Annotated in this window: 19 protein-coding genes; 7 read left to right on the plus strand and 12 right to left on the minus strand. The window is 58.1% G+C overall.

The annotated features are described in order from the left end of the window. The first annotated feature begins 93 nt into the window (after positions 1–93). Complete coding sequence (locus tag EKN83_RS09020; protein ID WP_126800728.1) at positions 94–1,497, plus strand: MFS transporter; 1,404 nt, start codon at positions 94–96, stop codon at positions 1,495–1,497. Between the two features lie 91 nt (positions 1,498–1,588). Here the strand turns inward: EKN83_RS09020 and EKN83_RS09025 are convergent, their stop codons facing one another. From EKN83_RS09025 to EKN83_RS09035, 3 genes are read right to left on the minus strand one after another with little or no spacing between them, the layout of a single operon-like run. Further along, complete coding sequence (locus EKN83_RS09025) at positions 1,589–2,584, minus strand: DUF2891 domain-containing protein (protein WP_126800729.1); 996 nt, start codon at positions 2,582–2,584, stop codon at positions 1,589–1,591. Positions 2,585–2,593: 9 nt separating this feature from the next. After that, positions 2,594–3,580, minus strand: a complete 987-nt coding sequence (locus EKN83_RS09030) for a DUF979 domain-containing protein (RefSeq protein WP_126800730.1) — start codon at positions 3,578–3,580, stop codon at positions 2,594–2,596. Further along, positions 3,577–4,299 carry a DUF969 domain-containing protein gene (locus EKN83_RS09035; protein WP_025756467.1) on the minus strand — a complete coding sequence of 241 codons (723 nt, stop codon included), beginning with the start codon at positions 4,297–4,299 and terminating at the stop codon, positions 3,577–3,579. The genes EKN83_RS09030 and EKN83_RS09035 overlap by 4 nt, the downstream gene beginning before the upstream one ends. 198 nt (positions 4,300–4,497) lie before the next feature. Between EKN83_RS09035 and EKN83_RS09040 the strand changes: the two genes are divergently transcribed. Further along, entirely contained in the window at positions 4,498–5,043 is a 546-nt protein-coding gene (locus EKN83_RS09040) for a winged helix DNA-binding protein (RefSeq protein ID WP_126800731.1), read from the plus strand. 2 nt (positions 5,044–5,045) lie between these two features. Here the strand turns inward: EKN83_RS09040 and glgX are convergent, their stop codons facing one another. Genes glgX through treZ form a run of 3 tightly spaced genes read right to left on the minus strand, consistent with a single transcriptional unit; the run spans position 5,046 to position 11,386 of the window. After that, positions 5,046–7,118 (minus strand): glycogen debranching protein GlgX, encoded by a 2,073-nt coding sequence (gene glgX / locus EKN83_RS09045; protein WP_126800732.1) that lies wholly within the window; start codon positions 7,116–7,118, stop codon positions 5,046–5,048. Positions 7,119–7,133: 15 nt separating this feature from the next. Continuing rightward, the gene (gene treY, locus EKN83_RS09050) at positions 7,134–9,602 is read right to left on the minus strand and encodes a malto-oligosyltrehalose synthase (protein ID WP_126800733.1); all 2,469 of its coding nucleotides are present in this window, start codon (positions 9,600–9,602) and stop codon (positions 7,134–7,136) included. Beyond that, positions 9,599–11,386, minus strand: coding sequence for a malto-oligosyltrehalose trehalohydrolase (gene treZ / locus EKN83_RS09055; protein ID WP_126800734.1), 1,788 nt, complete (start codon positions 11,384–11,386; stop codon positions 9,599–9,601). The genes treY and treZ overlap by 4 nt, the downstream gene beginning before the upstream one ends. A gap of 132 nt (positions 11,387–11,518) precedes the next feature. On the opposite strand from treZ, the gene EKN83_RS09060 reads away from it, so the two are divergent. From EKN83_RS09060 to EKN83_RS09075, 4 genes are all read left to right on the plus strand, one after another. Next, on the plus strand, positions 11,519–12,046 hold the full coding sequence (locus EKN83_RS09060) for a GNAT family N-acetyltransferase (RefSeq protein ID WP_025756472.1): 528 nt from the start codon (positions 11,519–11,521) through the stop codon (positions 12,044–12,046). 77 nt (positions 12,047–12,123) lie between these two features. Further along, positions 12,124–12,876 carry a 5'-nucleotidase, lipoprotein e(P4) family gene (locus tag EKN83_RS09065; protein ID WP_126800735.1) on the plus strand — a complete coding sequence of 251 codons (753 nt, stop codon included), beginning with the start codon at positions 12,124–12,126 and terminating at the stop codon, positions 12,874–12,876. 142 nt (positions 12,877–13,018) lie between these two features. Further along, positions 13,019–14,005, plus strand: a complete 987-nt coding sequence (locus EKN83_RS09070) for an MBL fold metallo-hydrolase (protein ID WP_025756474.1) — start codon at positions 13,019–13,021, stop codon at positions 14,003–14,005. A gap of 1 nt (position 14,006) precedes the next feature. Continuing rightward, positions 14,007–14,918, plus strand: a complete 912-nt coding sequence (locus EKN83_RS09075) for a LysR family transcriptional regulator (protein ID WP_126800736.1) — start codon at positions 14,007–14,009, stop codon at positions 14,916–14,918. Here EKN83_RS09075 and EKN83_RS09080 read toward each other — a convergent pair. Continuing rightward, positions 14,909–15,793, minus strand: a complete 885-nt coding sequence (locus tag EKN83_RS09080) for a LysR substrate-binding domain-containing protein (protein WP_126800737.1) — start codon at positions 15,791–15,793, stop codon at positions 14,909–14,911. The two genes, EKN83_RS09075 and EKN83_RS09080, sit on opposite strands and share 10 nt — an antisense overlap. A gap of 113 nt (positions 15,794–15,906) precedes the next feature. Here EKN83_RS09080 and EKN83_RS09085 point away from each other — a divergent pair, with 113 nt between their 5' ends. Beyond that, positions 15,907–17,397 carry a UbiD family decarboxylase gene (locus EKN83_RS09085; RefSeq protein ID WP_126800738.1) on the plus strand — a complete coding sequence of 497 codons (1,491 nt, stop codon included), beginning with the start codon at positions 15,907–15,909 and terminating at the stop codon, positions 17,395–17,397. Positions 17,398–17,422: 25 nt separating this feature from the next. Here EKN83_RS09085 and EKN83_RS09090 read toward each other — a convergent pair whose 3' ends face one another. From EKN83_RS09090 to opgC, 5 genes are read right to left on the minus strand one after another with little or no spacing between them, the layout of a single operon-like run. After that, entirely contained in the window at positions 17,423–17,848 is a 426-nt protein-coding gene (locus EKN83_RS09090; protein ID WP_126800739.1) for an ATP-binding protein, read from the minus strand. Continuing rightward, complete coding sequence (locus EKN83_RS09095; RefSeq protein ID WP_025756479.1) at positions 17,849–18,187, minus strand: STAS domain-containing protein; 339 nt, start codon at positions 18,185–18,187, stop codon at positions 17,849–17,851. Continuing rightward, positions 18,171–19,391: a PP2C family protein-serine/threonine phosphatase gene (locus tag EKN83_RS09100; RefSeq protein ID WP_126800740.1), complete on the minus strand. Its 1,221-nt coding sequence runs from the start codon at positions 19,389–19,391 to the stop codon at positions 18,171–18,173. Before EKN83_RS09100 ends, EKN83_RS09095 begins: the two co-directional genes overlap by 17 nt. Positions 19,392–19,400: 9 nt before the next feature. After that, positions 19,401–20,300: a hypothetical protein gene (locus tag EKN83_RS09105; protein WP_025756481.1), complete on the minus strand. Its 900-nt coding sequence runs from the start codon at positions 20,298–20,300 to the stop codon at positions 19,401–19,403. 11 nt (positions 20,301–20,311) lie between these two features. Next, a complete protein-coding gene (gene opgC, locus EKN83_RS09110) occupies positions 20,312–21,529 on the minus strand; it encodes an OpgC domain-containing protein (RefSeq protein ID WP_045285745.1) in 1,218 nt (405 codons plus the stop codon). Positions 21,530–21,747 lie beyond the last annotated feature (218 nt).

Genomic DNA, 21,747 nt, shown 5'->3' on the forward strand with positions numbered 1-21,747 from the left:
CATGCAATGATAAAGTGCAATTGCTGCGTCTTCCGCCCTGTATAGCGCATGAATATAGTTTCGTCATCAATATTCTTCTCTGGAGTGACGACGATGACGCTATTTTCAAACCATCCCGGCGATGAAGGTTTACCCGGACATGAACGCGCCCGGGTCCTGGCCGCCGTCATGACCACCACGCTGATGGGCGTGTTTGACGGGACCATGATCAACATTGCGCTCCCCTCGATGGCTGAGGCCATGGCGGTTCCCGCGAATATCGCGGTGTGGTTCGCCAACGGTTATCTGCTCTCCGCGGCGATGACGCTAGCCATCTTCGCGGCGCTGGCGGCACGCGTGGGCTATCGCCCGGTCTTTCTGGCCGGGCTTACCACCTTTACGCTCACCTCCCTCGGCTGCGCGCTGGCAACCACGCCGGAGATGTTAACCGGGATGCGTGTTCTGCAGGGCGTCGGCGGCGCGGCCACCCTCAGTATCGCCCCGGCGATCCTGCGTTCCGTTTTCCCGGGTCGACTGCTTGGCCGTATTCTGGGGTTACACGCCCTGCTCATCGCCTCCAGTACGGCAATTGCCCCGGTTCTCGGCGGAACAATACTGGACGCCCTGAGCTGGCAGTGGCTGTTCGCCATCAACATTATTCCGGGCAGTATCGCTCTGCTGCTGGCATGGCGGGCCCTGCCGCGGGCTTCGGCTACTGACCGATCGCCCTTTGATGCACCGGGCGCCGTGCTTTCCGCCGTGCTGTTAGGTTCCGCGATTATGATGGCCGACAGCCTTCAGCACGTGACGCAACACCTTAACCGGGCCGCCGTGTGCTGGGGCGTACTTGCTCTGGTAAGTGCCCTCGCCTTTATCTGGCATGTCCGTCGCGCGCACAGTCCCATCCTGCCGCCTGTGATGTTCAAAAACGCACGCTTCACCCTCGCCGCGCTGACCTCGCTGGCGTCGTTTGTGAGCCAGGGGATCACGTTTGTCGCGCTGCCGTTCCTGTTTCAGAGCGTCTATGGCTACAGCCCGGTGGTTTCCGCACTGCTGTTCACCCCGTGGCCGATTGGCATTGTGCTGATCGCGCCGCATGCGGGGCGCTGGGCAGATACGATTTCCGCGCCGCTGATCTCGACCCTCGGGCTGATGATTTTTGTCGGTGGATTGGTCCTGCTGGCGACGTTGCCAGACAGCCCTTCCGCATGGAATATCTGCCTGCGCAGTCTGGTTTGCGGGATGGGGTTTGGCTGCTTTCAGAGCCCCAATAACCGGGAGATGCTCTCTAACGTGGCGCGGGAATATGCCAGCTATGCCTCAGGGGTGTTGTCTATCGTCAGGACGTTCGGCCAGTGTCTGGGCGCCGCCGCGGTGGGCGTACTGCTGGCCGCGACGGCGGGATGGGACCATCAACATGCCATCCAGGTTGCACTGTGGATAGCCGTCATCGCCTCGACGGGATCGGTGTTGTTTAGCCTGAGCAGGCTGCGCCCGGCGGTGAGGGCATCCGCCTGATTCGCCCGGCGGCGCTACGCTTGCACGGGCCTACGGGTTTTGTAGGTCGGGTAAGCGCAGCGCCACCCGGCAAGAAAGACGGCGCAATGGTTTACTCCAGCGCCAGCAGCGCAAAGCTCGCCAGCCAGTGTCCCCCGCTGTAGTGGCTGCCCACCACATGCCCGACGCTCGCCGTCAGGTGTTTCGCCACCGCATCACTCAGCGCCGGTTGCGCCGGGTGGCTGGCAGGTAGCGCTTTCGCAATGTGCTTCATGCACCACGCGCGGCTGAGGTTTAACCCGTCAAGATGGGCAATTTTCGGGTCGGTACGATCGCTCACTTCCGCCGGGTTCATCAGTGCCGCAACGGAGCCGACATCCGGCAGAAACGCGTCAAACCACGCCGGGAAGTCCTTTGACACCTTGCTCATCAGCAGCGCTTCCGTCAGCGCGCCGGAAATATACTCATCACCGCCGGGTTCGTAGTGGGCCGGATAGCGCGTGTCAGCAAGATAAAACCGCTCGGCCGAGGACAGAATAGCCTGCTCAAGCGCGCTGTCTTCTACGGCTCGGGCATAATCGAGCGCCAGCGCGAGCGCGAATGCGGTGTTGTAGTGCGTCCCGACGCGGATCGGATAGGTGAGCTTAGCAAGATAATCCACCAGCCGGTTGCGAATGTCCTGGGTGAGCGGCGCCAGCGTCTGATACCAGCCTGCGGCCTGTGGCAATGACGACTGTTTCAGCTCCTGGGCCAGCGCCAGCAGCCAGCCGTAGCCATACGGCCGCTCAAACGAGGCGCGGAACGGCGCGGTGAAATAGGCCAGCTCCTTCGCCACGTTCTCTTCGGTCAGGTGCTCGTCGAAAAGCGCGACGATCGCTTCCCGGCACGGCAAGTCGGGATAGAGATGCACGCAGCGCAGCAGCAGCCAGTAGCCGTGCACCGCAGAGTGCCAGTCGAAACAGCCGTAGAAAATTGGGTGCAGTTCACGCGGCGGCAGCACGTCGCCATCATCATTCAGCAGGTGCATGATGTGGTTCGGGTATTCCTGGCGCAAATAGGTCAAAGGCATGCGGGCAAACGCGTCAGCCTGATGTTGCGTTAATTCCATGACAGCTCCTTAGCGAAACACGAGGAAATACATTAAGAACACGTTCACCACCAGCAGGGTTAACGCGGTCGGGATCTGGATCTTGATCACCTGATATTTGTCCTTCAGCTCCAGCAGCGCGGCGGGAACGATATTGAAGTTCGCGGCCATCGGCGTCATTAGCGTGCCGCAATAGCCCGCGTACATGCCAATCGCCAGCAGCGGCGCCGGGTTGCCGTGATGCACGTTAATCAGGAACGGCAAGGCGATACCGGCACTTAATACCGGGAAGGCCGCAAAGGCGTTGCCCATGATCATGGTAAACAGCGCCATCCCCACGCAGTAAATGACCACCAGCATAAAGCGGTTATCCGGGTTCACAAACAGGCTCACCACCTTTTGCACCGAGTCCCCCGTGTTCGACACCACAAAGACCCCGCCAAGCATGGCCAGCATCTGCGGCAGGATCACCGCCCAGCCGATGGTATCGACAAGGCGACGAGACTGGCGAACCGCATGCAGCGGCGTGCCTTTGGTCAGCCACCAGCCGGTAAGGATCGCCGCAACGCAGGCCACACAGAGCGCCGCCAGGGTGAGCTGTTTCTGATCGAGCAGGAACACGCCGCCAACCGACACCCCTTTCAGGAACAGGGTGCCGATCACCGTCACTACCGGGATCATCAGGGCGGGCAGGAACAGCCAGTTCTTCAGTCTGTTCGAAGAGGCGACGCGCTCCTCCTCGGTGGACATTTTATAGTGCCCTTTCCCGACCAGGCCAAAGCCCGCCAGCAGCGCGATAACAATGACGCCGCCGCCGATGATCCGGTACGCCAGGGATTTACCCAGCTCCTGCACCATCAGGTCGCCAAACAGGAAGATCCCGCCAAACAAGAACCAGAACAGCGCGGTGGTAAAACGCTTCGGATTGGCGCGATCGCGAAGGGTCATCACGACCAGCAGCATCACGACAAAGCCAATCAGGTAATACACACGGTTAATGGAGATAAGCGTGATCATTGCGCGGCCTCCTGCGTACCCTGTTCGGCGCGCCAGGCCATGACGTCGCGACGGATGCTGGCATCAAGGCGCAGCAGGCGCGTCATATGAATAATCAATGCCGCAATGGCGGTTGGAATGGCCCACAGGCCGATATGCAGCGGTTCGATGCCCTCAATGCCGTTTTCCTTCAGGAACGCGTCAATCAGCAGCACCGCGCCAAAGGCAATAAAGATATCTTCCCCGAAGAAGACCGCAATGTTGTCACACGCGGCGGCATGGGCTTTGATTTTGTCGCGGATGTGCTGCGGGAGTTCGCCGTATTCGTTCAGCGCCGCCCCTTCGGCCATTGGCGCCAGCAGCGGACGGACCGTCTGAGCATGACCGCCCAGCGACATCAGCCCCAGCGCGGCGGTGCCTTCACGCGCCACAAAGTAAAGCATCAGAATGCGCGCCGAGGTGGCGCTGGCGATCTTCGCCACCCAGGCCTGGGCGCGCTCCTTAAGCCCGTAATATTCCAGCAGACCAATTACCGGCAGGATCAGAATGAAGGTGGCCAGCGAGCGGCTGTTCACGAACTTCTCGCCGAAGGTCTCCAGCAGCATGCCGAAATCCATACCGACCAGCAGACCCGTCGCCAGCCCCGCGACCACAACTACCAGCAGCGGGTTGAAGCGCAGTGCAAAACCAATAACCACGATCGGTATCCCGATCAGCGGCAACAGCGTAGTACCGTCCATAACGTTTACTCTATCGAAAGTGAGCGTTGCGCGCCGACGGCTATTTTTTTAATTTGCGGCGAGCGATGTTGTGTTTTTCGTCAGGTTTGGCAAACCTGCGCTAAAAAGCTATATCTGAACCTCAAAAACATGTAAACAATTTATCAATAAAATGTTCTTATTTTATCGATGAGTTTACATTTCTGGTTAAGGAACGTTATGACTTCAGAAAAGAGTGCTAGCTCCCATCACGACGATATCAACGACGGCCGGATCGTCTCCTCCCGCCATCTGGTGTCCGAGCGCTGCGCAGAGCTGTCAGAGCTGGAATACGCGCTGATCATGACCAGCAACGCCTTCAACAAATGGATGGTGCGCTGCATGACCGCAGCGGGCGAGCCCGACATGGGTGCCTTTGACGTTTCGCTGCTGCATCACGTGAACCACCGCGATCGCAAGAAAAAGCTGGCCGATATCTGTTTCGTTCTCAACGTGGAAGATACCCACGTGGTGACCTACGCCCTGAAAAAGCTGGTCAAAGCGGGCTACGTGACGAGTGAAAAAGCGGGCAAAGAGCTCTTTTTCTCCACCACAGAGGAGGGGAAAGCGTTGTGTATGAGGTACCGGGACGTTCGGGAAGCGTGTTTAATTGCGATCCACGCGGAGAGCGGAATTGCCGGGAAATCGATTGGGGAAACCGCGCAGCTGTTACGCACGATCTCCTCCCTGTATGACACCGCCGCCCGCGCGGCGGCATCACTCTGAGGCTAAGGACGTCTGAACAGGGTAATGCTGCGTCCGGCCAGTGCGTACTCGACGGTTTCGGTGATCGCGGTCCCCGTGGCGTCATCCGCCGTGGAGAGTTCCAGCACCCATCCCCCTTCGCCAAACTGTGGGATCTGGAACGGCACGGTGCCTTCAAACGGATTGAACAGCATCAGCACGTCGTGCCAGATGCCCTCCTCCTGCTGAAGATCCGGCCTGCTGATGGAGACCCCGAGCGTCGAGCCTTCATCCCACTGCTCGGCCTGTTGCGGGCCGCCGCCGGCATTGAACCAGCGGATCTCCAGCCCGTCGCGCCAGCTTTCGCGACGCAGCAGCGGCTGCTGCGCGCGCAGGGCGATCAGCCTTTGGGTAAACTCGCGCAGGGCGGTGTCGTTTTCAGAGAGTCCCTTCCAGTTGATCCACGAGATCTCACTGTCCTGACAGTACCCGTTATTATTGCCTTTTTGCGACCGGCCAAACTCGTCCCCGGCCAGCAGCATCGGCGTACCGTGAGACAGCAGCAACGTGGCCAGGAAATTACGCTTCTGCCGCTCCCGGGTGGCAATGATCTCCGGGTTCCCGGTTGGCCCTTCCTCGCCGTAGTTATACGACCGGTTATCGTTGTGGCCGTCGTTGTTGTCCTCGCCGTTGTCGGCATTATGCTTCTCGTTGTACGAAACCAGATCGTTCAGCGTAAAGCCGTCATGGGCGGTGATGAAATTGACGCTGGCCCACGGGCGACGCCCGCGCAGATCGTACAGGTCGCCGGAGCCGAGCAGACGCGCGGCAAAGTCGGTAGAGACGTTATCTCCCTTCCAGTACTCGCGCACGGTGTCGCGGTATTTGTCGTTCCACTCCCCCCAGCCCGGCGGGAAACCGCCGACCTGATACCCGCCAGGACCGATATCCCAGGGCTCACCAATCAGCTTCAGGCGGGATAACACCGGATCCTGGGTCATGGCGTCAAAAAACCCGCCGCGCGGATCAAACCCTTCGGGCTCTCGACCCAGAATTGTCCCGAGGTCAAAACGAAAACCGTCGATATGCATCGATTCTGCCCAGTAGCGCAGGGAATCCATCACCATCTGCAGCACGCGCGGGTGCGAGGTATTCACCGTATTCCCGGTACCGGTATCGTTGATGTAATACCGGTGCTGGTCCGGCAGCGTGCGGTAATAGCTGTAGTTATCAATCCCTTTAAACGAGAGCGTGGGGCCAAGCTCGTTGCCTTCCGCCGTGTGGTTATACACCACGTCCAGAATCACCTCGATGCCCGCGTCATGGTACGCGCGCACCATATCGCGAAAGCCCTGGATCCCCGCGGGTCCGTAATAACGTGACGCCGGGGCAAAAAAGCCCAGCGTGTTGTAGCCCCAGAAGTTCTTCAGGCCACGGTCGAGCAGGTGTTGATCGTCCGGGAACCAGTGAACCGGCAGCAGCTCTACCGCGGTGATGCCCAGGCTCTTGATGTAGTCAACCGACGCTTTATGCCCCATCCCCTCAAACGTGCCGCGCAGTTCGGGCGGTATGGCCGGGTTGAGCTGGGTAAAACCTTTCACATGGCTCTCATAAACGACGGTATGCGGCCAGGGGACGTTTGGTCGGTTAGTGTCCTGCCAGTCAAAGGCATTGGGGTCGATGACCCGGCATTTCGGCGTAAACGGCGCGCTGTCGCGGGTGTCAAAGCTCAAATCTAACTCGTCGTGCCCCAGCTCATAGCCGAAATGGGCGTCGTTCCAGTCGATATCGCCCACCAGTTCACGGGCATAAGGGTCAATAAGCAGCTTATGCGGGTTAAAGCGATGACCGTTTTCCGGATCGTAAGGGCCGTAGACGCGATAGCCGTACAGCGCGCCGGGCTTCAGATCCGGTACGTAACCGTGCCAGATCTCGTGGGTATACTCCGGGAGTTCCAGCCGGGCGATTTCTGTTTTCCCGGACGGGTCAAACAGACAGAGTTCCACCCGCTCGGCGTGAGCGGAGAACAGCGCGAAGTTGACCCCCTTCCCGTCATAATTCGCCCCCAACTGCTGGCCATGTCCGGCCCGAATTTCAAACGTTGTATCCTTAGCCATTTTCGTTCTCCACGATTATTCGCAGGTAAGCAGAACCAGTACACATCCCTTTTCTGACGTTAAATCCAGCGTCTCTTGCAGAATGCGGCTTTCACCGCTGAACAGATCCCGATAGCGCTTCCCGGCCAGTTCTGCAGGGATTGCTACCGTGGTATTCACCCACAGCCTGTCGTGACAGGTGATGTCAAACACCAGACGCGGCACGGCAACGATCAGCGCCTCATCGTCCTTAACGCGGGCATAAACAATCAGATTCTCCTCACGCTCACCGGTCACCTTAAGCGGCAGCCAGTCACCGTAATGGAAAAGTGAGGCGTAATGCGGTCGAAGCCGTAACAGCGTGGCGGTAACAAACTGTTTTACCCTTCCATCCCGCCAGCAGGCCGGGTCGTTAAACACGCGGGCATCCGCCGCGCTGAGGTGTCTTTCCAGGGCCGGGAAGTCCGGCTCCCGGCGGTTATCCGGGTCGACAAGGCTAAAGTTAAGCGCCTCGCTGCCCTGATAGATATCCGGCACACCGGGTGCCGTCAGCTTGATCACCGTCTGGCTGAGGCTGTTCATCAGCCCGGCGCGGATAAAGGGCTGCATCGCCTCGCTGAAATCCTCCAGAAACGGGCTGTTGTCCGGGGAAAGCAGGTGCCGCGCGTAGCTCAGCACCACGCTCTCATAGCTCTCGTTGCTGTCGATCCAGTCGGTGCGCTGTTTCGCCTCGCGCAGCGCTTTCTCCAGGAATCCGAGGAAACGCGCTTCCAGTGATTTAAGCCCGTCCACGTCGTCGGGAGACAGCGTGGCGGGCCAGACACCCGCCAGCGCCTGGTAGATCATCCAGGTGTCAGCGGCGTTCGGCGCGGTACCGTCATTAAGGAAACGCACCTGGGTCTGGTTCATCTGTCGCCAGCGGGCCAGGTTTTCCCCCCACTGTTCCGGGGCTTCCGTCAGGGTGTAAAGACGCGCCCGGGCATCTTCCCCGCGCTTGGTGTCGTGCGTGGAGGTGCCAAGCAGCGCGTCGGGCTGACGGGCAAGACGAATGCGCATCTCCTGGTGAAAACGGGATAGCGAGAACGCGCGCGGCGTCGGGTCGGCGCCTACTTCATTGAGCGCCAGCTCCAGGTTATGGCGAAAGAACAGCGTGTCTTCAACGGACTTCGCCATCAGCGGCCCGGTAAGCTGCTGGAAGCGGGTTCTGAACAGCGCGGCGCTCTCGCGGCACGCGTCCGGCAGGTCGCCGGTAAGAATGCGCACAATCAGGCTGAGCGCCGCTTCAGAGGTCTCCACGCTGGCGACCACACGGTTGAGCAGCGCCACGTCCGGCGGGGTTAACCCCTCCCGGGTGCCATAGGTGCGGTAGACCGGAAAAGCGATAAGCAGTTCACGCAGCGCGTGGCGGATATCGTCACGCGGCAGCGCAACGTCATTACGCCGGGCCAGGTCAGCCGCAATCGTGAGCAGCGTGGTGAATTCACCCTCAAAATTGCGATCGGTCATCAGGCCCTTAGCGTCCCGCAGTTCAGCGTGGCGATCGACCGTGCCCCCCAGCGTCTCGTCGTGGATTTTTTCCAGGCGCGGCAGGTTAGCGTCGTCGACCAGCACTTCCGCCAGCGAGGCGATAAACTCATAGCCGGTAGTGCCGGAGACTGGCCAGTCTGTGGGGAGCTGTTCTCCCTTCGCGAGAATTTTTTCGACCGTAATGTAGCAGTCGGGTCCGGTTGCCTGCCGCAGGCGCTGCAGATAGCCCAGCGGATCGGCCAGGCCGTCGATATGGTCAATGCGCAGGCCATCCACCACGCCCGCATGGACCAGTTCAAGAATAAGACAGTGCGTGTCGTCGAAGACCGCCTCATCTTCAACCCGGACGCCTACCAGCCCGGTGATCTCAAAGAAGCGTCGCCATGAGAGCTGTTTTGGCGCTTCGCGCCAGGACATCAGCCGCCAGCTTTGCGCGTTGTGCAGCTCGGCGATGCTCTTCTCCTCGCTGTACGTACCCGGGTTGAGCGGATACTCGGCGTCGTAGTAGACCAGCGCGGCCTTTTTCGTGACAGGGTCACGTTTTAGCGTGATGGTTCCCTTCTCCAGCTCCGCCTCAAAGGTATCGCCGAGAAACGGCAACGTGAGCGGTCGCGACCAGTCGATATCAAAATAGCGCACGTAGCGGCTCTGCTGGCCATGTTCAATCACATCCCGCCACCAGGCGTTTTCCAGCGAGGTGGACATATGGTTTGGGACAATATCCAGAATCAGCCCCATACCGGCCTGCCTTAGCGCCGCGGCCATGCGGTCAAACCCTTCTCGTCCGCCGATGGCGGGGTCAATTTCATTCGGGTTGGTCACGTCATAGCCGTGGGTAGAGTCTTTTGTTGCGGTAAACACCGGCGAGGCGTAGAGATGGCTGATACCGAGATCTTTCAGGTACGGCACCAGCGCGACGACGCGGTCAAAGGTCATTCCGTTACGGAACTGAATACGGTATGTGGCGGAAGGGATCATAACGATGCTTCTCCATCAGCAAAGCGAACAACAATACTGTTCGGGGGTAAAACGTCGTCTACGTCCGGCCAGGCAAAGCGCGTCTCCCCCGCGAGCGCGGGCAGCCCGACGGGTCGGGTTCCGATATTCAACGCCAGTGAGAGTGTCCCTGACGGGAAGCGCCAGCTCACCGCCACCATGCCGGGGGCCGTCGCGACCACCTTGCCTTCAACGGCGCCCCTCTGTTGCAGCAGCGGAACAATATAGCGATGACGCAGCATGAGCAGGTTGCGCGTAAACCGCAGCCAGGTTTTGCCCTCGTCGGTGGCGATTTTATGCCAGTCGAGTTTTGAGCGGAGAAAGGTGTTCAGGTCATTCGGATCGGGTACGTCGTCATCGTGCCCCGCGTGGCCGGTAAACTCTTTCGCGCGCCCTTCCCGCACCGCCTTTGCCAGTTCACCGTGAAAATCGGTGAAGAACAGGAACGGGTGCGTTTCACCGTACTCCTCGCCCATAAACAGCAGCGGGATATGGGGGGAAAGCAGCAGCGCGGCCAGCAGTACCCGCGTCTTATCGGCACCCGCCAGGGAGATAAGCCGCTCGCCCTGGGCGCGATTCCCGGTCTGATCGTGGTTTTGAATAAAATCGACAAAGAACTGCGGCGGCTGCGAGTGGCACTCCACCCCGCGGGATTCACCGGTTTGCAGGGACACTTCGCCCTGGTAGACAAACCCTTCCGCCAGCGCCCGGGCGAACTTTTTCTCCGGCTCAAAGGCAAAATCCTGGTAGTAGGCGTGCGTCTCACCGGTGGCAAACACGTGAGCAGCGTTGTGAAAATCATCGTTCCACTCGGCGGTGAACAGGGGCGTGTGGCCCTGTTCATCGTGCGGGTGCAGGAAAATCACGTTGCGGCTGTCTTCCGTGGTCAGGTGAACGTGCCGGTGCGGGATCGCCTGACGGATCTTCCCGGCTATCTCCACCAGAACATGCGTATCCGAGGCGTCTTTAATCTGGTCGATGGCATCAAACCGCAGGCCATCCAGACGATATTCCGTCAACCAGTAGAGCGGCGCGTCGGTAATATATTGCCTGACCGGCTCCAGCTCATAGGCGATGCCGTTACCCCAGGGCGTCGTGCGCTGTGCATCGAAAAACGCCGGCGACAGCAGGGGCAGATAATTCCCTTCCGGGCCGAAGTGGTTGAGCACGATATCCAGCACCACGGAAAGCCCCAGCCCATGCGCGGCATCAATAAACGCGTGGAAATCCTCCGGCGTGCCGTAGGCAGAGTGCGGGGCATACAGCAGTACGCCGTCGTACCCCCATCCGCGGGAACCGCCGGACTGGGAGACGGGCATCACTTCAAGCTGGGTGATCCCGAGCTCTGCCAGATAAGGCAGCTTGTCGATGGCCGCCCGGAAGGTGCCCTCCGGAGTGAAGGTGCCGATGTGCAGTTCGTAGATGACCGTCTCTTCCCAGGGCCGCCCGGCCCATTCCCGGTTGACGGGCTCCCAGCGGCGGGGATCGATAACCACGGAAGGTCCGTTTACATCCCCCTTTTGCGCCCGTGACGCGGGATCGGGCACCGTCATGCCGTCCTGCAGGACAAACTGATATTCTGTCCCGTGTGTGACGCCGGGTACGTCTGCCTGGAACCAGCCACTCCCCGTTGCCGTCATCGGCACGTCGGCGTTGGCCAGACGAAGCGTAAGTTTTTTCTGTCCTTCTGCCCAGACGCGAAAACGTACAACGTCATCGGAAATAAACTCAGCACCCCACTGCTTTTGAAATGTCCTGAATTCCATTCATTGTCCTCGAATGACCCACATTTTACGCGGAATGAAGTACAAGCTTAGTTCAGGATTAAAAGTGCGTGAGCTCAGCGGATTTATCCGCTTCGTCTATTCTTTATGAAATAACTCACTACAGAGAATACTATGCAGATTCGAAAAGGATTAAATACCGACCTCGTTCGTCTTGAATGTTGTGACTTTTCTTTCACCATAAGCCACATTGCCCGAGAGCCGTTTATCCACTGTGATTTGCATATCGAAGCCGTAGCCGAGCCCTGGATAAAAACCTACGAGCTCGACATACAAACCCTTGAAAACCATTGCGTAAATCCGGACGCCATATTTCTTGTCGCCGAAACTGATGACGGTGAAATAGCCGGATTTATTACCGCCTCAATGAGCTGGAATAAATTTATTTCGGTGGATTATATTGCCGTCGATCGCGCCAGACGCAGAACCGGCGCGGCTCAAAAATTAATGGCCGCCGCCCACGTCTGGGCCCGCAGCGTCAATGCTGCCGGGTTACGACTGGAAACCCAGAATGTGAACGTGTCTGCCTGTCTTTTCTACCGCCATTATGGTTTTACCCTGGGCGGATACGATCGTTATCTCTACAACGCCCTACCGGAAAAAGACGAGGTCGCCCTGTTCTGGTATTACATGCTGGTATAACGGCGCGGCATTCATCAATCTGTCATTAAATTTCACTACCCTTTCCGGATTTTAAACAAGGCGTTGAGGAAAGAAGCGTGAATTTTATGGCGAAGGCAGTACTGCTGGCATTACCTGTTCTGAGTGCGACGGCAACGGCCGCTGAGAGCAACCTGTGTGAACCCAAAGCGTACGAAATGGCGCTGCGCTATCAGCAGAAATCGGCTGAGATTATGGCCCTGCAGCTACAGACATATCGGTTTGCCACCGAGCGTTTCAATGAAAAATTAAAAAATCTGAAAACGCCCGAAAATTACGCCGTGGTGATGGATCTGGACGAAACGGTACTGGACAACACGCCTCTGCTGGTGCGCGACACAGAGCAGTGCCACGACTATACAAAATGGGACACCTGGAGCGACTGGGAGAAACAGGGGAAACCCGGTTTGATCCCGGGGGCGAAAGCGTTTCTTGACCACGTGAATCAAAGTAAGGTCCGTATCTACTATGTCTCGGATCGTATGCAGGAAAACAAAGCCGATACGCTCAATACCTTAAAAGCCCTCGGACTTCCGCAGGTCTCCGACGAAAGCGTGCTGCTGGATACCGTCAGCAAGGAAGAGCGTCGCCAGAGCATTCTCAAAAAGCAGCAGATCGTGATGTTGTTCGGCGACAGCCTGCCGGATTTCGCGGTGCAGTTTAAAAACAAAAAACCAAGCGAGCAGCAGCGCGAGCTGGTTGAAGCCAGTAAGGCGCACTTCGGCGATGACTGGATTGTGCTGCCTAATGCCGCTTATGGCTCATGGTCCAAAGCCACGCCGGACAGCTGGAACGCACCGCTGAAAAAATAATGTCTTACGAGCCGGGAAAGCTATCGCGCGCCTTCCCGGCCCTTCGGTTTCCTATCCATCCCGTTTATAGGTCCTATCATTTCTGGGCAGCTTCTTATAATTTTACGGAGCAGTAAGATGAGCACTTTCAAAGGAGACTCGTATGCTTACCGTGAAAAAACTTGCACTTTCCACGCTGATTTCCAGTTCACTGCTTTTTTACCCTGCGCTCCAGGCCTCTGCAGAAACGCCGCAGCACGTCGTTAAACAACCGGCGGGCGGTTACAGCGTGCAGGTCGGCGACGTGCTTGTTACCTCGTTTACGGACGGAACCGTCGCGCAGGATCTGCACACGCTGCTGCGCCGGACAACGCCGCAAAACATTGATGCCCTGCTCGCGAAAAATTTCCAGACCAACCCTGCTGAGGTGTCCATCAACGCTTTCCTGATTGCGATACCCGGACATAAAATTCTGGTGGATACCGGGTCAGGCCAGCTCTTTGGCCCCGATGCCGGCGGACGTTTGGTTGAGAGCCTCGCCACGCAGGGAATAAAACCCGAGGACATCACTGAAGTCCTGCTGACCCACGCCCACTCCGATCATGCGGGCGGCCTGGTGAAAGACGGCAAGGTGGTGTTCAGCAACGCGCGCGTTTTCGTTGGTAAACCGGACATCGACTTTTTCTTTAACGACGACAATCAGAAGAGAACTGGCTACGGCAAGAACTACTTCGATGTCGCGCAGAAGACCTTAAAACCCTATCTTGACGCGGGTAAAGTGGTGCCGTTTAGCGGCACATCGGAGATTCTTCCGGGGCTTACCGGCACGGTTCATCCCGGGCATACGCCGGGTTCAGCCTTCTACACCCTGGAAAGTAAAGGCGAGAAGATCACCTTCGTGGGCGACATCATTCACGCCGCGGCGGTCCAGTTCCCGCAGCCTGCGGTGACCATCACCTACGATGAAGATGAGAACAAAGCGGCAAGCGTACGCGAGCAGGCGTTCGCTGACTTTGTGAAAAACAAGGACCTCATTGCCGCGCCTCATCTGCCGTTCCCGGGTATCGGCTATGTGACGAAAGGCGAGAAAGGCGGCTATGCCTGGGTCCCTGTGACCTATACCAACCGGGACGCCAGCAGCGCGAAATAAGATGACGCGGATATCTGACATGGACATAGACCTGCTCCTGACGCTGGATGCCCTGTTTCAGGACAGGAACATCACCCATGCGGCCGCACGGCTGGGCATCAGCCAGCCCGCGCTGTCCGCCCGTCTTGCGCGTCTGCGCACGCTCTTTGGCGAACCGCTGTTTATCCCCTCCCCGCATGGACGCGGGGTATTGCCCACGCCGCGCGCAGAAGCGCTTAAGCCCCAGGTGGCAAGCGTACTGCGCGGCATCAGCGCGATGTTTTCCCCCACCACGTTCGAGGCGCAAACCAGCCGCCGGACCTTTGTTATTGCGCTGCATGAAAACCCGGCGCTGATGCTCGGCACCGGGCTGCTTAACCAGGTGGGTACCGATGCCCCCGGTATTCGCCTGCGCTTCGCCCTGCCCGAGATGGCCGAACTGCCGCAGCAGCTGGAGAACGGCGATGTGGACATCTACATCGGCGTAAGCGCAGGCGCCCATGATGGATGGGTGAGGCGCAAACTTCTCGACGACGCGTTTGCCACTGCCCAGCGTAAAGGCCATCCGCGCGGGACAGGTCCGCTGGATCTGGAAAGCTACTGCGCGCTTTCTCATCTGGTGGTGTCGTCGGCGGGGGATCCGTTCACCGGTTTTGTCGATCAAACCCTCGCCGGGCTGGGCCATCAGCGGCACGTCGCCATGTCCACGCAGAGCTACGCCGTGGCGCCTGCGCTGGTTGCCGGTACCGACCTGGTGTGTACCCTGCCGGAACGAATGCTGAGACAGTTTGCCAGCACGCTGGATCTCTTTGCGCCGCCGCTGCCGCTCCAGCCGATTACCATCAACATGTACTGGCACCCGAAGAACAGCCAGGATCCTGCGAACGCCTGGCTGCGTGAGCAGCTGCTGCAGGCGGCTGGACGTCAGGTGTGATCGAGCGTAACCAGAAACTTTTTAAGCACCTCTGAGCGAATAATCCGGTGGCAAACCAGGGTGAGCTCGCTCTCCCGTAGTCGGTCGAGGATGTCCACGTAGACGACGTTCTCAACGCTCACCGCCTTTGCCGACGCGGGAAGCAGCGCCAGCCCAAACCCCGCCGAAACCAGGCTTATCACCGTGGGCACGTCGGTCGCATTTTGCACCACGTCCGGCTGAAAGCCCGCTCCGCTGCAGGCGTCATAGAAGTACTGCTCCAGCCCCATTCCCTCCGGGTCGCGCAGGGAGATCCATTTTTCGTCTTTCACCGACGAGAGCGTCAGCGCGGCGGACCCGGCCAGCGGATGCTGACGATAAAGCGCCAGCACCGTTTTCTCCGAGGTGAACGGCCGGCTTTGCAGATCGTCCGGCAGCGACGGCAGCGGCGCGCGGATGATGGCCACATCCAGCTGGTTGCTCTGCACGGCGGCGTAGAGCGTCTGCACATTTCCCGTTATCAGCGACATGGTAATGGCGGGCCAGCGGCGGTGCATCTGGCGCAGCGCAGCGGGTAGCCTGCCATCAAACATCGCGCTCGACACGCACCCGAGGTTTAACACACCTTGCTCGCCCCGTGCCGTTTGTCTGGCGTCCAGCACCGCCTGTTCGGTCAGCGAGATGGCAAGCCGGGCTTTCACGAGAAATGCTTCGCCCGCGGGCGTCAGGGTCAAGCGGCGGTTCGCCCTGCTGAAAAGCGTGACGCCTAAACGTTCCTCCAGGGCCTTTATCTGCTGGCTAAGCGCCGGTTGCGCCATGTTCAGACGCTCGGCGGCCCGGTGCATATGGAGCTCTTCGGCCACGACGATGAAGTGGCGCATCTGACGAAACTGCACGAGACGACTTCCTTTATTGATATAAATTTACTTATCAATTTAACAGTAATGATGCAATTGATGGTATTGGTCATTGCCATAAAAATGGAGGTATTCAACCGAGGGAGGAAAATATGGAAAACCAGATTAACGATCTCCGCAGCGCCATCGCCTTACTACAGCGCCACGAAGGGCAGTACATTGAAACCGATCATCCGGTCGACCCCAACGCGGAACTGGCGGGCGTCTACCGCCATATCGGCGCAGGCGGCACGGTCAAACGTCCGACCCGCACGGGCCCAGCCATGATGTTCAACAGCGTAAAGGGCTATCCGCACTCCCGCATCCTGGTGGGCATGCACGCCAGCCGCGAGCGTGCGGCGCTGCTGTTGGGCTGTGAGCCTTCGGAACTGGCAAAGCACGTCGGCCAGGCGGTGAAAAAGCCGGTTGCGCCGGTTGTCGTTCCGGCCTCGCAGGCCCCCTGCCAGGAGCAGGTCTTTTATGCTGACGATCCTGACTTCGATCTGCGCAAGCTGCTTCCGGCTCCAACCAACACGCCGATTGATGCGGGTCCGTTTTTCTGTCTGGGGCTGGTGCTGGCAAGCGATCCGGAAGATAGCTCGCTGACGGATGTCACCATCCACCGCCTCTGCGTTCAGGAGCGTGACGAGCTTTCCATGTTTCTTGCCGCCGGGCGCCATATCGAAGTCTTCCGCAAAAAGGCGGAAGAGGCCGGAAAGCCGCTGCCGTTGACGATCAACATGGGTCTCGACCCCGCCATCTACATCGGCGCGTGCTTTGAGGCCCCTACCACGCCGTTTGGCTACAATGAGCTGGGTGTCGCTGGGGCGCTGCGCCAGCATCCGGTTGAGCTGGTGCAGGGCGTGGCGGTCAAAGAGAAAGCCATCGCGCGGGCGGAAATAATCATCGAAGGTGAACTGCTTCCAGGCGTGCGCGTGAGAGAGGATCAGCACACCAACACCGGCCACGCGATGCCGGAGTTCCCGGGCTACTGCGGCGAGGCGAATCCCTCCCTGCCGGTGATCAAAGTGAAAGCCGTGACCATGCGAAACCACGCCATCCTGCAGACGCTGGTGGGACCGGGGGAAGAACATACCACGCTGGCCGGGTTGCCAACCGAGGCCAGCATCCTTAATGCGGTTGAAGAGGCAATTCCCGGATTCCTGCAAAACATCTATGCCCATACTGCGGGCGGCGGCAAGTTCCTCGGGATATTGCAGGTGAAAAAACGCCAGCCGTCAGACGAAGGACGTCAGGGCCAGGCGGCGCTTATCGCCTTAGCCACCTATTCGGAGCTGAAGAACATTATTCTGGTCGACGAAGACGTGGATATTTTCGACAGCGACGACATCCTGTGGGCGATGACCACCCGCATGCAGGGCGATGTCAGCATCACCAATATTCCTGGGATCCGCGGCCACCAGCTGGATCCGTCCCAGTCGCCGGATTACAGCACCTCAATTCGCGGCAACGGCATTTCCTGCAAGACGATCTTCGACTGCACGGTGCCGTGGGCGCTGAAGGATCGCTTCGAACGGGCACCATTTATGGAGGTTGACCCACTCCCGTGGGCGCCAGAGCTGTTTGCTGACAACACGAAATAGAAACAGCACGCGTATGGCCCGCAGGTCATACGCTGATTTTCTTTTCAAGCGTGGCAATATTATCACCCGCCGCTCGCTCCACCGAGAAACGATCGACGCTCAGCAAAATGAGCATCAGCCCCCTGCCGCTCTCCAGCAGCGGCGAGATTTCACAAAAACGGTCTCGCCTGGCGGCCTCAAGCCGCGCCAGCGGAAACGCGTCACCCGCGTCGGTAAAAACAATGCAGACGTCGCTGTCGCGGATATCGAAACGTACGCTGAATGTGCGCGAGGCATCCTCATGCAGCGCGTGCCGGATGATATTCGTCGCCACCTCACAAACGGCGAGATCGAGCGCGAAACGCCACTCATCATCTACGGGAAGCTCGCTCAGCCGCGCTTCCAGCCAGCAGGCCAGCGGCGTCAGGGAACCGAGCACCGCCGGAAATTCTGCCTGCACCGGCGTCTGCATCTACTGCCCCAGCTGCGCAAGCGCGCTGCTTTTGTCCGGATAGATGCGGAATATGCGGTCCATGCGGGTCAGGGTGAACATATTCATGATCCCAGGGTTCAGAGAGCACAGCGCCATGTCGCCTTTCCCGTTCATCAGCTTAAACAACGACACCAGCATTCCCAGCCCGCTGCTGTCGATAAAATCCACTTTGCTGAAGTCGACAATCAAAGCCTTGCGATCGTCGCCAATTTCTTCCGTCACGGACGCTTTAAACGTCGCGGCAACGGAGGCATCCAGCCGCCGGACTGCGGGCGTGAGAATGTTGGCATGCGGTAGTCGTTCAGTGTGAATAATCATTCTTTTCTCCCTGACGCTCGATCACGAGCAGTGAAACGTCATCGGTTAAGGCGGTCGGTTCATCACGATTTGCGTTGCGCCAGCCGGTCAGGTGGTCACCGAACCGCGCCAGGAGCTGGTCAACCGGAAGTCGGGCATGGTCATGAAGCCAGCGTTCGAGACGCTGCGGGCCAAACTGCTCACCGCTGACGTTCTCACACTCCGTAATACCGTCACTGAATAAGCATAAGCGATCCCCCGGATTGAGGGTAAACGCGACATCCTCCCAGCTCAGGTCTGGGATCAGGCCGACCGGCGGGCCGCCATCGCCCACGGACGTGACGGCGCTGTCTGCGTTCACAATGACGGGAGTAGGATGCCCGGCCTGACACAACACCCCTCGTCCGCTCTCGGGGTCGATCACCCCGTAGATAATGGTGAAATAGCTGGTAATGTCGCTCTCTTCACTGCAAAAGCGGCTGTTCAGGATCCTGATCACCTCCGCAGGGGACTGAATACCGCCCTGATCGGTAAACAAAAAACGGTCTACCACCCGGCCATGTAAGAACTGACGCGCCACCGCGAGGGACATCATCGCGGCCCCCACGCCGTGACCGGACACATCCACGCAATAGAACCCAATGTGAGAATCGAGTGGAAAAATATTGAACACATCGCCTGAGACCCACGCAGACGGTAAGAAAAGCCAGTCGGAAAAGTAGTTCCCAAAGCGTAAGCGGTGCGAAGGCAGCACGGAGTGCTGAACGCGCGCCGCGAGTTCAAGATCCTGTTCAATCTGATGCAACGCTTCACTCAGGCGCTTGTTGTGCGCCGCGAGGGTCGCTTCCAGCGTTAAAATACGGCCCCCGGCGTGCAGACGCGCCCGCAGTTCATCCTGCTCGACCGGCTTGCTTAAAAAATCATCGGCTCCGGCAGCAAAGCCCTGCGTTAAATCCCCGGCATTTTCGCGTGCCGTGAGCAGAATGACATAGACGTAGTGGCCAAACTGACGGTTGCGGATGGTCTGACAGAGCGTGAGTCCGTCCATTTCCGGCATGTCCCAGTCGCTTATCACCATGCTGATCGGCTGGCTGGACAGTATTTCCAGCGCGGCGACGCCATTTTCCGCCTCGCTCACGATATACCCCCACTGGGTGAGCATTCGGGAGAGTAACCGACGATAAATCAGCGAATCTTCAACGATTAACACGTGCAGCGCCGACATACATCCCTCCTAAAGCGGTAAGAACCAGATGAGGCTCACGGTCCCTTCCCTGAATTTTGCATTCCCATTGCCGTGCCCCGGATAGCGCGTTCCCGCATAGTTCGCGTACTGGATGGAGAACGAACCCGGCGTATAGCCGGCATAACCGAAGCTGTAGCTGTAATCGCCGTTCCAGGGCTGCTGCTGGCTGCTGTCCGGGAACCAGAATGCCGTCGCGCGAACGAAGAAATGTTGTTTGAAGGTGTAGCCGCAGCCGCCGAGCATGACGTTTTTATTTTTGCGGATGTCATCGCTGCTGAGGTCGTAGTAGCGCGGCACCCAGCTGTAACCGACCTGGCAAATGATGGAGTCCCCTTTATTAATCAGGAGCGTGTTTTCGACCGGTTTCGGTAGCGAAAACTTGTAGGCCAGCGTGAAGGCACCCTGTTCGAAATAGGTGTGTCGTCGGCTGCCCGACGTCCAGAAATGGTTATCACCGTAGTTGCTGTAAACCAGACTGACGGTGTTGGCGTGCCAGTCATCGTACCCGAAGCTGTAGCGAAAATCGGCGGTATAGCGGCTGGTGTCTCTGACCGGCAGTCGGGACGTAATGTTGGCAAACCAGAAGCTGTAGGGGGAATACTGAAGGCTGAGATTCAGCGTCTGGTTAATCTTTTTCTTTTCCGTGGCGGTGTCTGAACTGTTAGGAATGCTCATCCACTGCTCTTTCAGTCCCGAGCTAAAGCTCAGCGCACCTGAGAATTTCTTGTCGTTACCCGAGAACAGGCGCCCCCAGCGGCTGGTAAAGACGCCAGCCTGAACAGGTTCACCGTTCTTATCGCGCAGGGATTCATTTTCATTGTTTTTCGCCGCCTCTGCGGCGGGGATCGCGGCGAGCAGCACGCCCGCCAGAAGCCATTTTTCGCGCATAACCGCCATCCTTAGTTAGGTATCCAGCGTGCGCCGACGTCGTATTTTGCCATCAGCCACAAAATACCCAGTGCCGCCGCATGCACTAACGTGTTCTCTATCCAGGCATGACGCCATAAGTCGAAGGTGATGAACTGGCTCACCAGCAGCACCACGTACACATGCAAAATAAAGGTATAAAGCGAGTGCTGACCGAGCGGAATCAGGAACCATCCCAGCAGGCGATTGAGCGGCGTCCAGTAATACGTCAGCACCAGGTAGACGGTGACCATCAGGGCGATATCGTTTAACACTCTCACCGGGCCCAGCCCGTTCTTCGCCGCCCAGGTGTGATAAAACGAATTGAAGCTGTCAGGCGGGATGACGTGCATCAGCAGCGCAGGCGGCATAAACGGGTTGGTATGGTTCTGGGCGACAAATCCCAGCACCAGCGACACCATGACCAGCGCCACTACCACCCCTTTCCCCGGAGGCGTCCGGGCGAATGAGAGCAGTTCGGCTTTATACCAGCCGCTGGCCATGCCCAGCACAAAGATGAACTGCCAGGCGAGCAGCGGGAAGGCAAATTCGAATTCCGACGGCGTCAGCCGAAGCGGCCATCGCTGCCACAGGCTGTACACCAGCAGCGACAGCCCCAGCAGCCACCACACTTTGCCTTTCTGCAGCATCCCCAAAAATAGCGGGCTGAGTAGCAGCAAAAAGATATACAGCCCCAGAATTTGCGTCTGATGAGGGCCAATCTGCAAATAGAGGATAATGTTGAACCAGGTCTCTTTTATTTGAGGCGTAACCGGATAAAGCGACCAACTTTCACCCGAAAAACGGTCGGTAAAATGGGTGACCTCGAAAACATTAATATGTGGGATATAGGCCAGAAGAGTAAACGACACTATGATAATGATATTTACACGATATATTTTCCATGCCCTGAGATAAAGCCCCCAGGAAACCGTGAGCAAAACCACTTTTTGCAGACGCGCGCGGTTCAGCATGCCAAGCATAAACCCCGAGAGAATAACAAAACCTTCTGCACCGGTTGTTAACCCAAAACGCTCCCAGGAGAATATATTAAATACCGACATCACCTCCGTATGCGCCACGACCATCATGACGAGGGCAATGCCGCGCATAAAGTCGATTCTCAGGTCCCTGGCACCTGCAACAGCATATCGCCATGCTGTTGATTTAGCGTCATCTTCTTGCGCTACCGACGGCGCAACATGGCTCATAGGGTGTCCTTTGCCTGAAAACGAAAATTAAGGTCTAAATAAATTAGATAGCCTAAAGGAATGGTAACCGCAATTTATCGACGGCCGATAAAACATCATTAAGCAGAATTTAAACCGAATTAATCACCGCTAAATAATAATAAAAACGTGGCTGGACACTTTTATTCGGCGTTCTACACTTATCTTAAATCTTGTTTAATCGCTATTTTCTTTCGCTT

Source organism: Enterobacter sp. WCHEn090032, from assembly GCF_003986875.1.
In the GTDB taxonomy this organism is placed as follows: Bacteria; Pseudomonadota; Gammaproteobacteria; order Enterobacterales; family Enterobacteriaceae; genus Enterobacter; species Enterobacter sichuanensis.

What these genes read in the sequence shown, in the direction of transcription:
- EKN83_RS09100 (WP_126800740.1), bottom strand. Translation starts at nt 19,391, where the DNA reads ATGTCGGCGCTGCACGTGTTAATCGTTGAAGATTCGCTGATTTATCGT.
- EKN83_RS09060 (WP_025756472.1), top strand. Translation starts at nt 11,519, where the DNA reads ATGCAGATTCGAAAAGGATTAAATACCGACCTCGTTCGTCTTGAATGT.
- EKN83_RS09070 (WP_025756474.1), top strand. Translation starts at nt 13,019, where the DNA reads ATGCTTACCGTGAAAAAACTTGCACTTTCCACGCTGATTTCCAGTTCA.
- EKN83_RS09035 (WP_025756467.1), bottom strand. Translation starts at nt 4,299, where the DNA reads ATGGACGGTACTACGCTGTTGCCGCTGATCGGGATACCGATCGTGGTT.
- EKN83_RS09085 (WP_126800738.1), top strand. Translation starts at nt 15,907, where the DNA reads ATGGAAAACCAGATTAACGATCTCCGCAGCGCCATCGCCTTACTACAG.
- EKN83_RS09075 (WP_126800736.1), top strand. Translation starts at nt 14,007, where the DNA reads ATGACGCGGATATCTGACATGGACATAGACCTGCTCCTGACGCTGGAT.
- EKN83_RS09095 (WP_025756479.1), bottom strand. Translation starts at nt 18,187, where the DNA reads ATGATTATTCACACTGAACGACTACCGCATGCCAACATTCTCACGCCC.
- EKN83_RS09105 (WP_025756481.1), bottom strand. Translation starts at nt 20,300, where the DNA reads ATGCGCGAAAAATGGCTTCTGGCGGGCGTGCTGCTCGCCGCGATCCCC.
- opgC (WP_045285745.1), bottom strand. Translation starts at nt 21,529, where the DNA reads ATGAGCCATGTTGCGCCGTCGGTAGCGCAAGAAGATGACGCTAAATCA.
- EKN83_RS09025 (WP_126800729.1), bottom strand. Translation starts at nt 2,584, where the DNA reads ATGGAATTAACGCAACATCAGGCTGACGCGTTTGCCCGCATGCCTTTG.
- EKN83_RS09030 (WP_126800730.1), bottom strand. Translation starts at nt 3,580, where the DNA reads ATGATCACGCTTATCTCCATTAACCGTGTGTATTACCTGATTGGCTTT.
- EKN83_RS09090 (WP_126800739.1), bottom strand. Translation starts at nt 17,848, where the DNA reads ATGCAGACGCCGGTGCAGGCAGAATTTCCGGCGGTGCTCGGTTCCCTG.
- treZ (WP_126800734.1), bottom strand. Translation starts at nt 11,386, where the DNA reads ATGGAATTCAGGACATTTCAAAAGCAGTGGGGTGCTGAGTTTATTTCC.
- treY (WP_126800733.1), bottom strand. Translation starts at nt 9,602, where the DNA reads ATGATCCCTTCCGCCACATACCGTATTCAGTTCCGTAACGGAATGACC.
- EKN83_RS09020 (WP_126800728.1), top strand. Translation starts at nt 94, where the DNA reads ATGACGCTATTTTCAAACCATCCCGGCGATGAAGGTTTACCCGGACAT.
- glgX (WP_126800732.1), bottom strand. Translation starts at nt 7,118, where the DNA reads ATGGCTAAGGATACAACGTTTGAAATTCGGGCCGGACATGGCCAGCAG.
- EKN83_RS09040 (WP_126800731.1), top strand. Translation starts at nt 4,498, where the DNA reads ATGACTTCAGAAAAGAGTGCTAGCTCCCATCACGACGATATCAACGAC.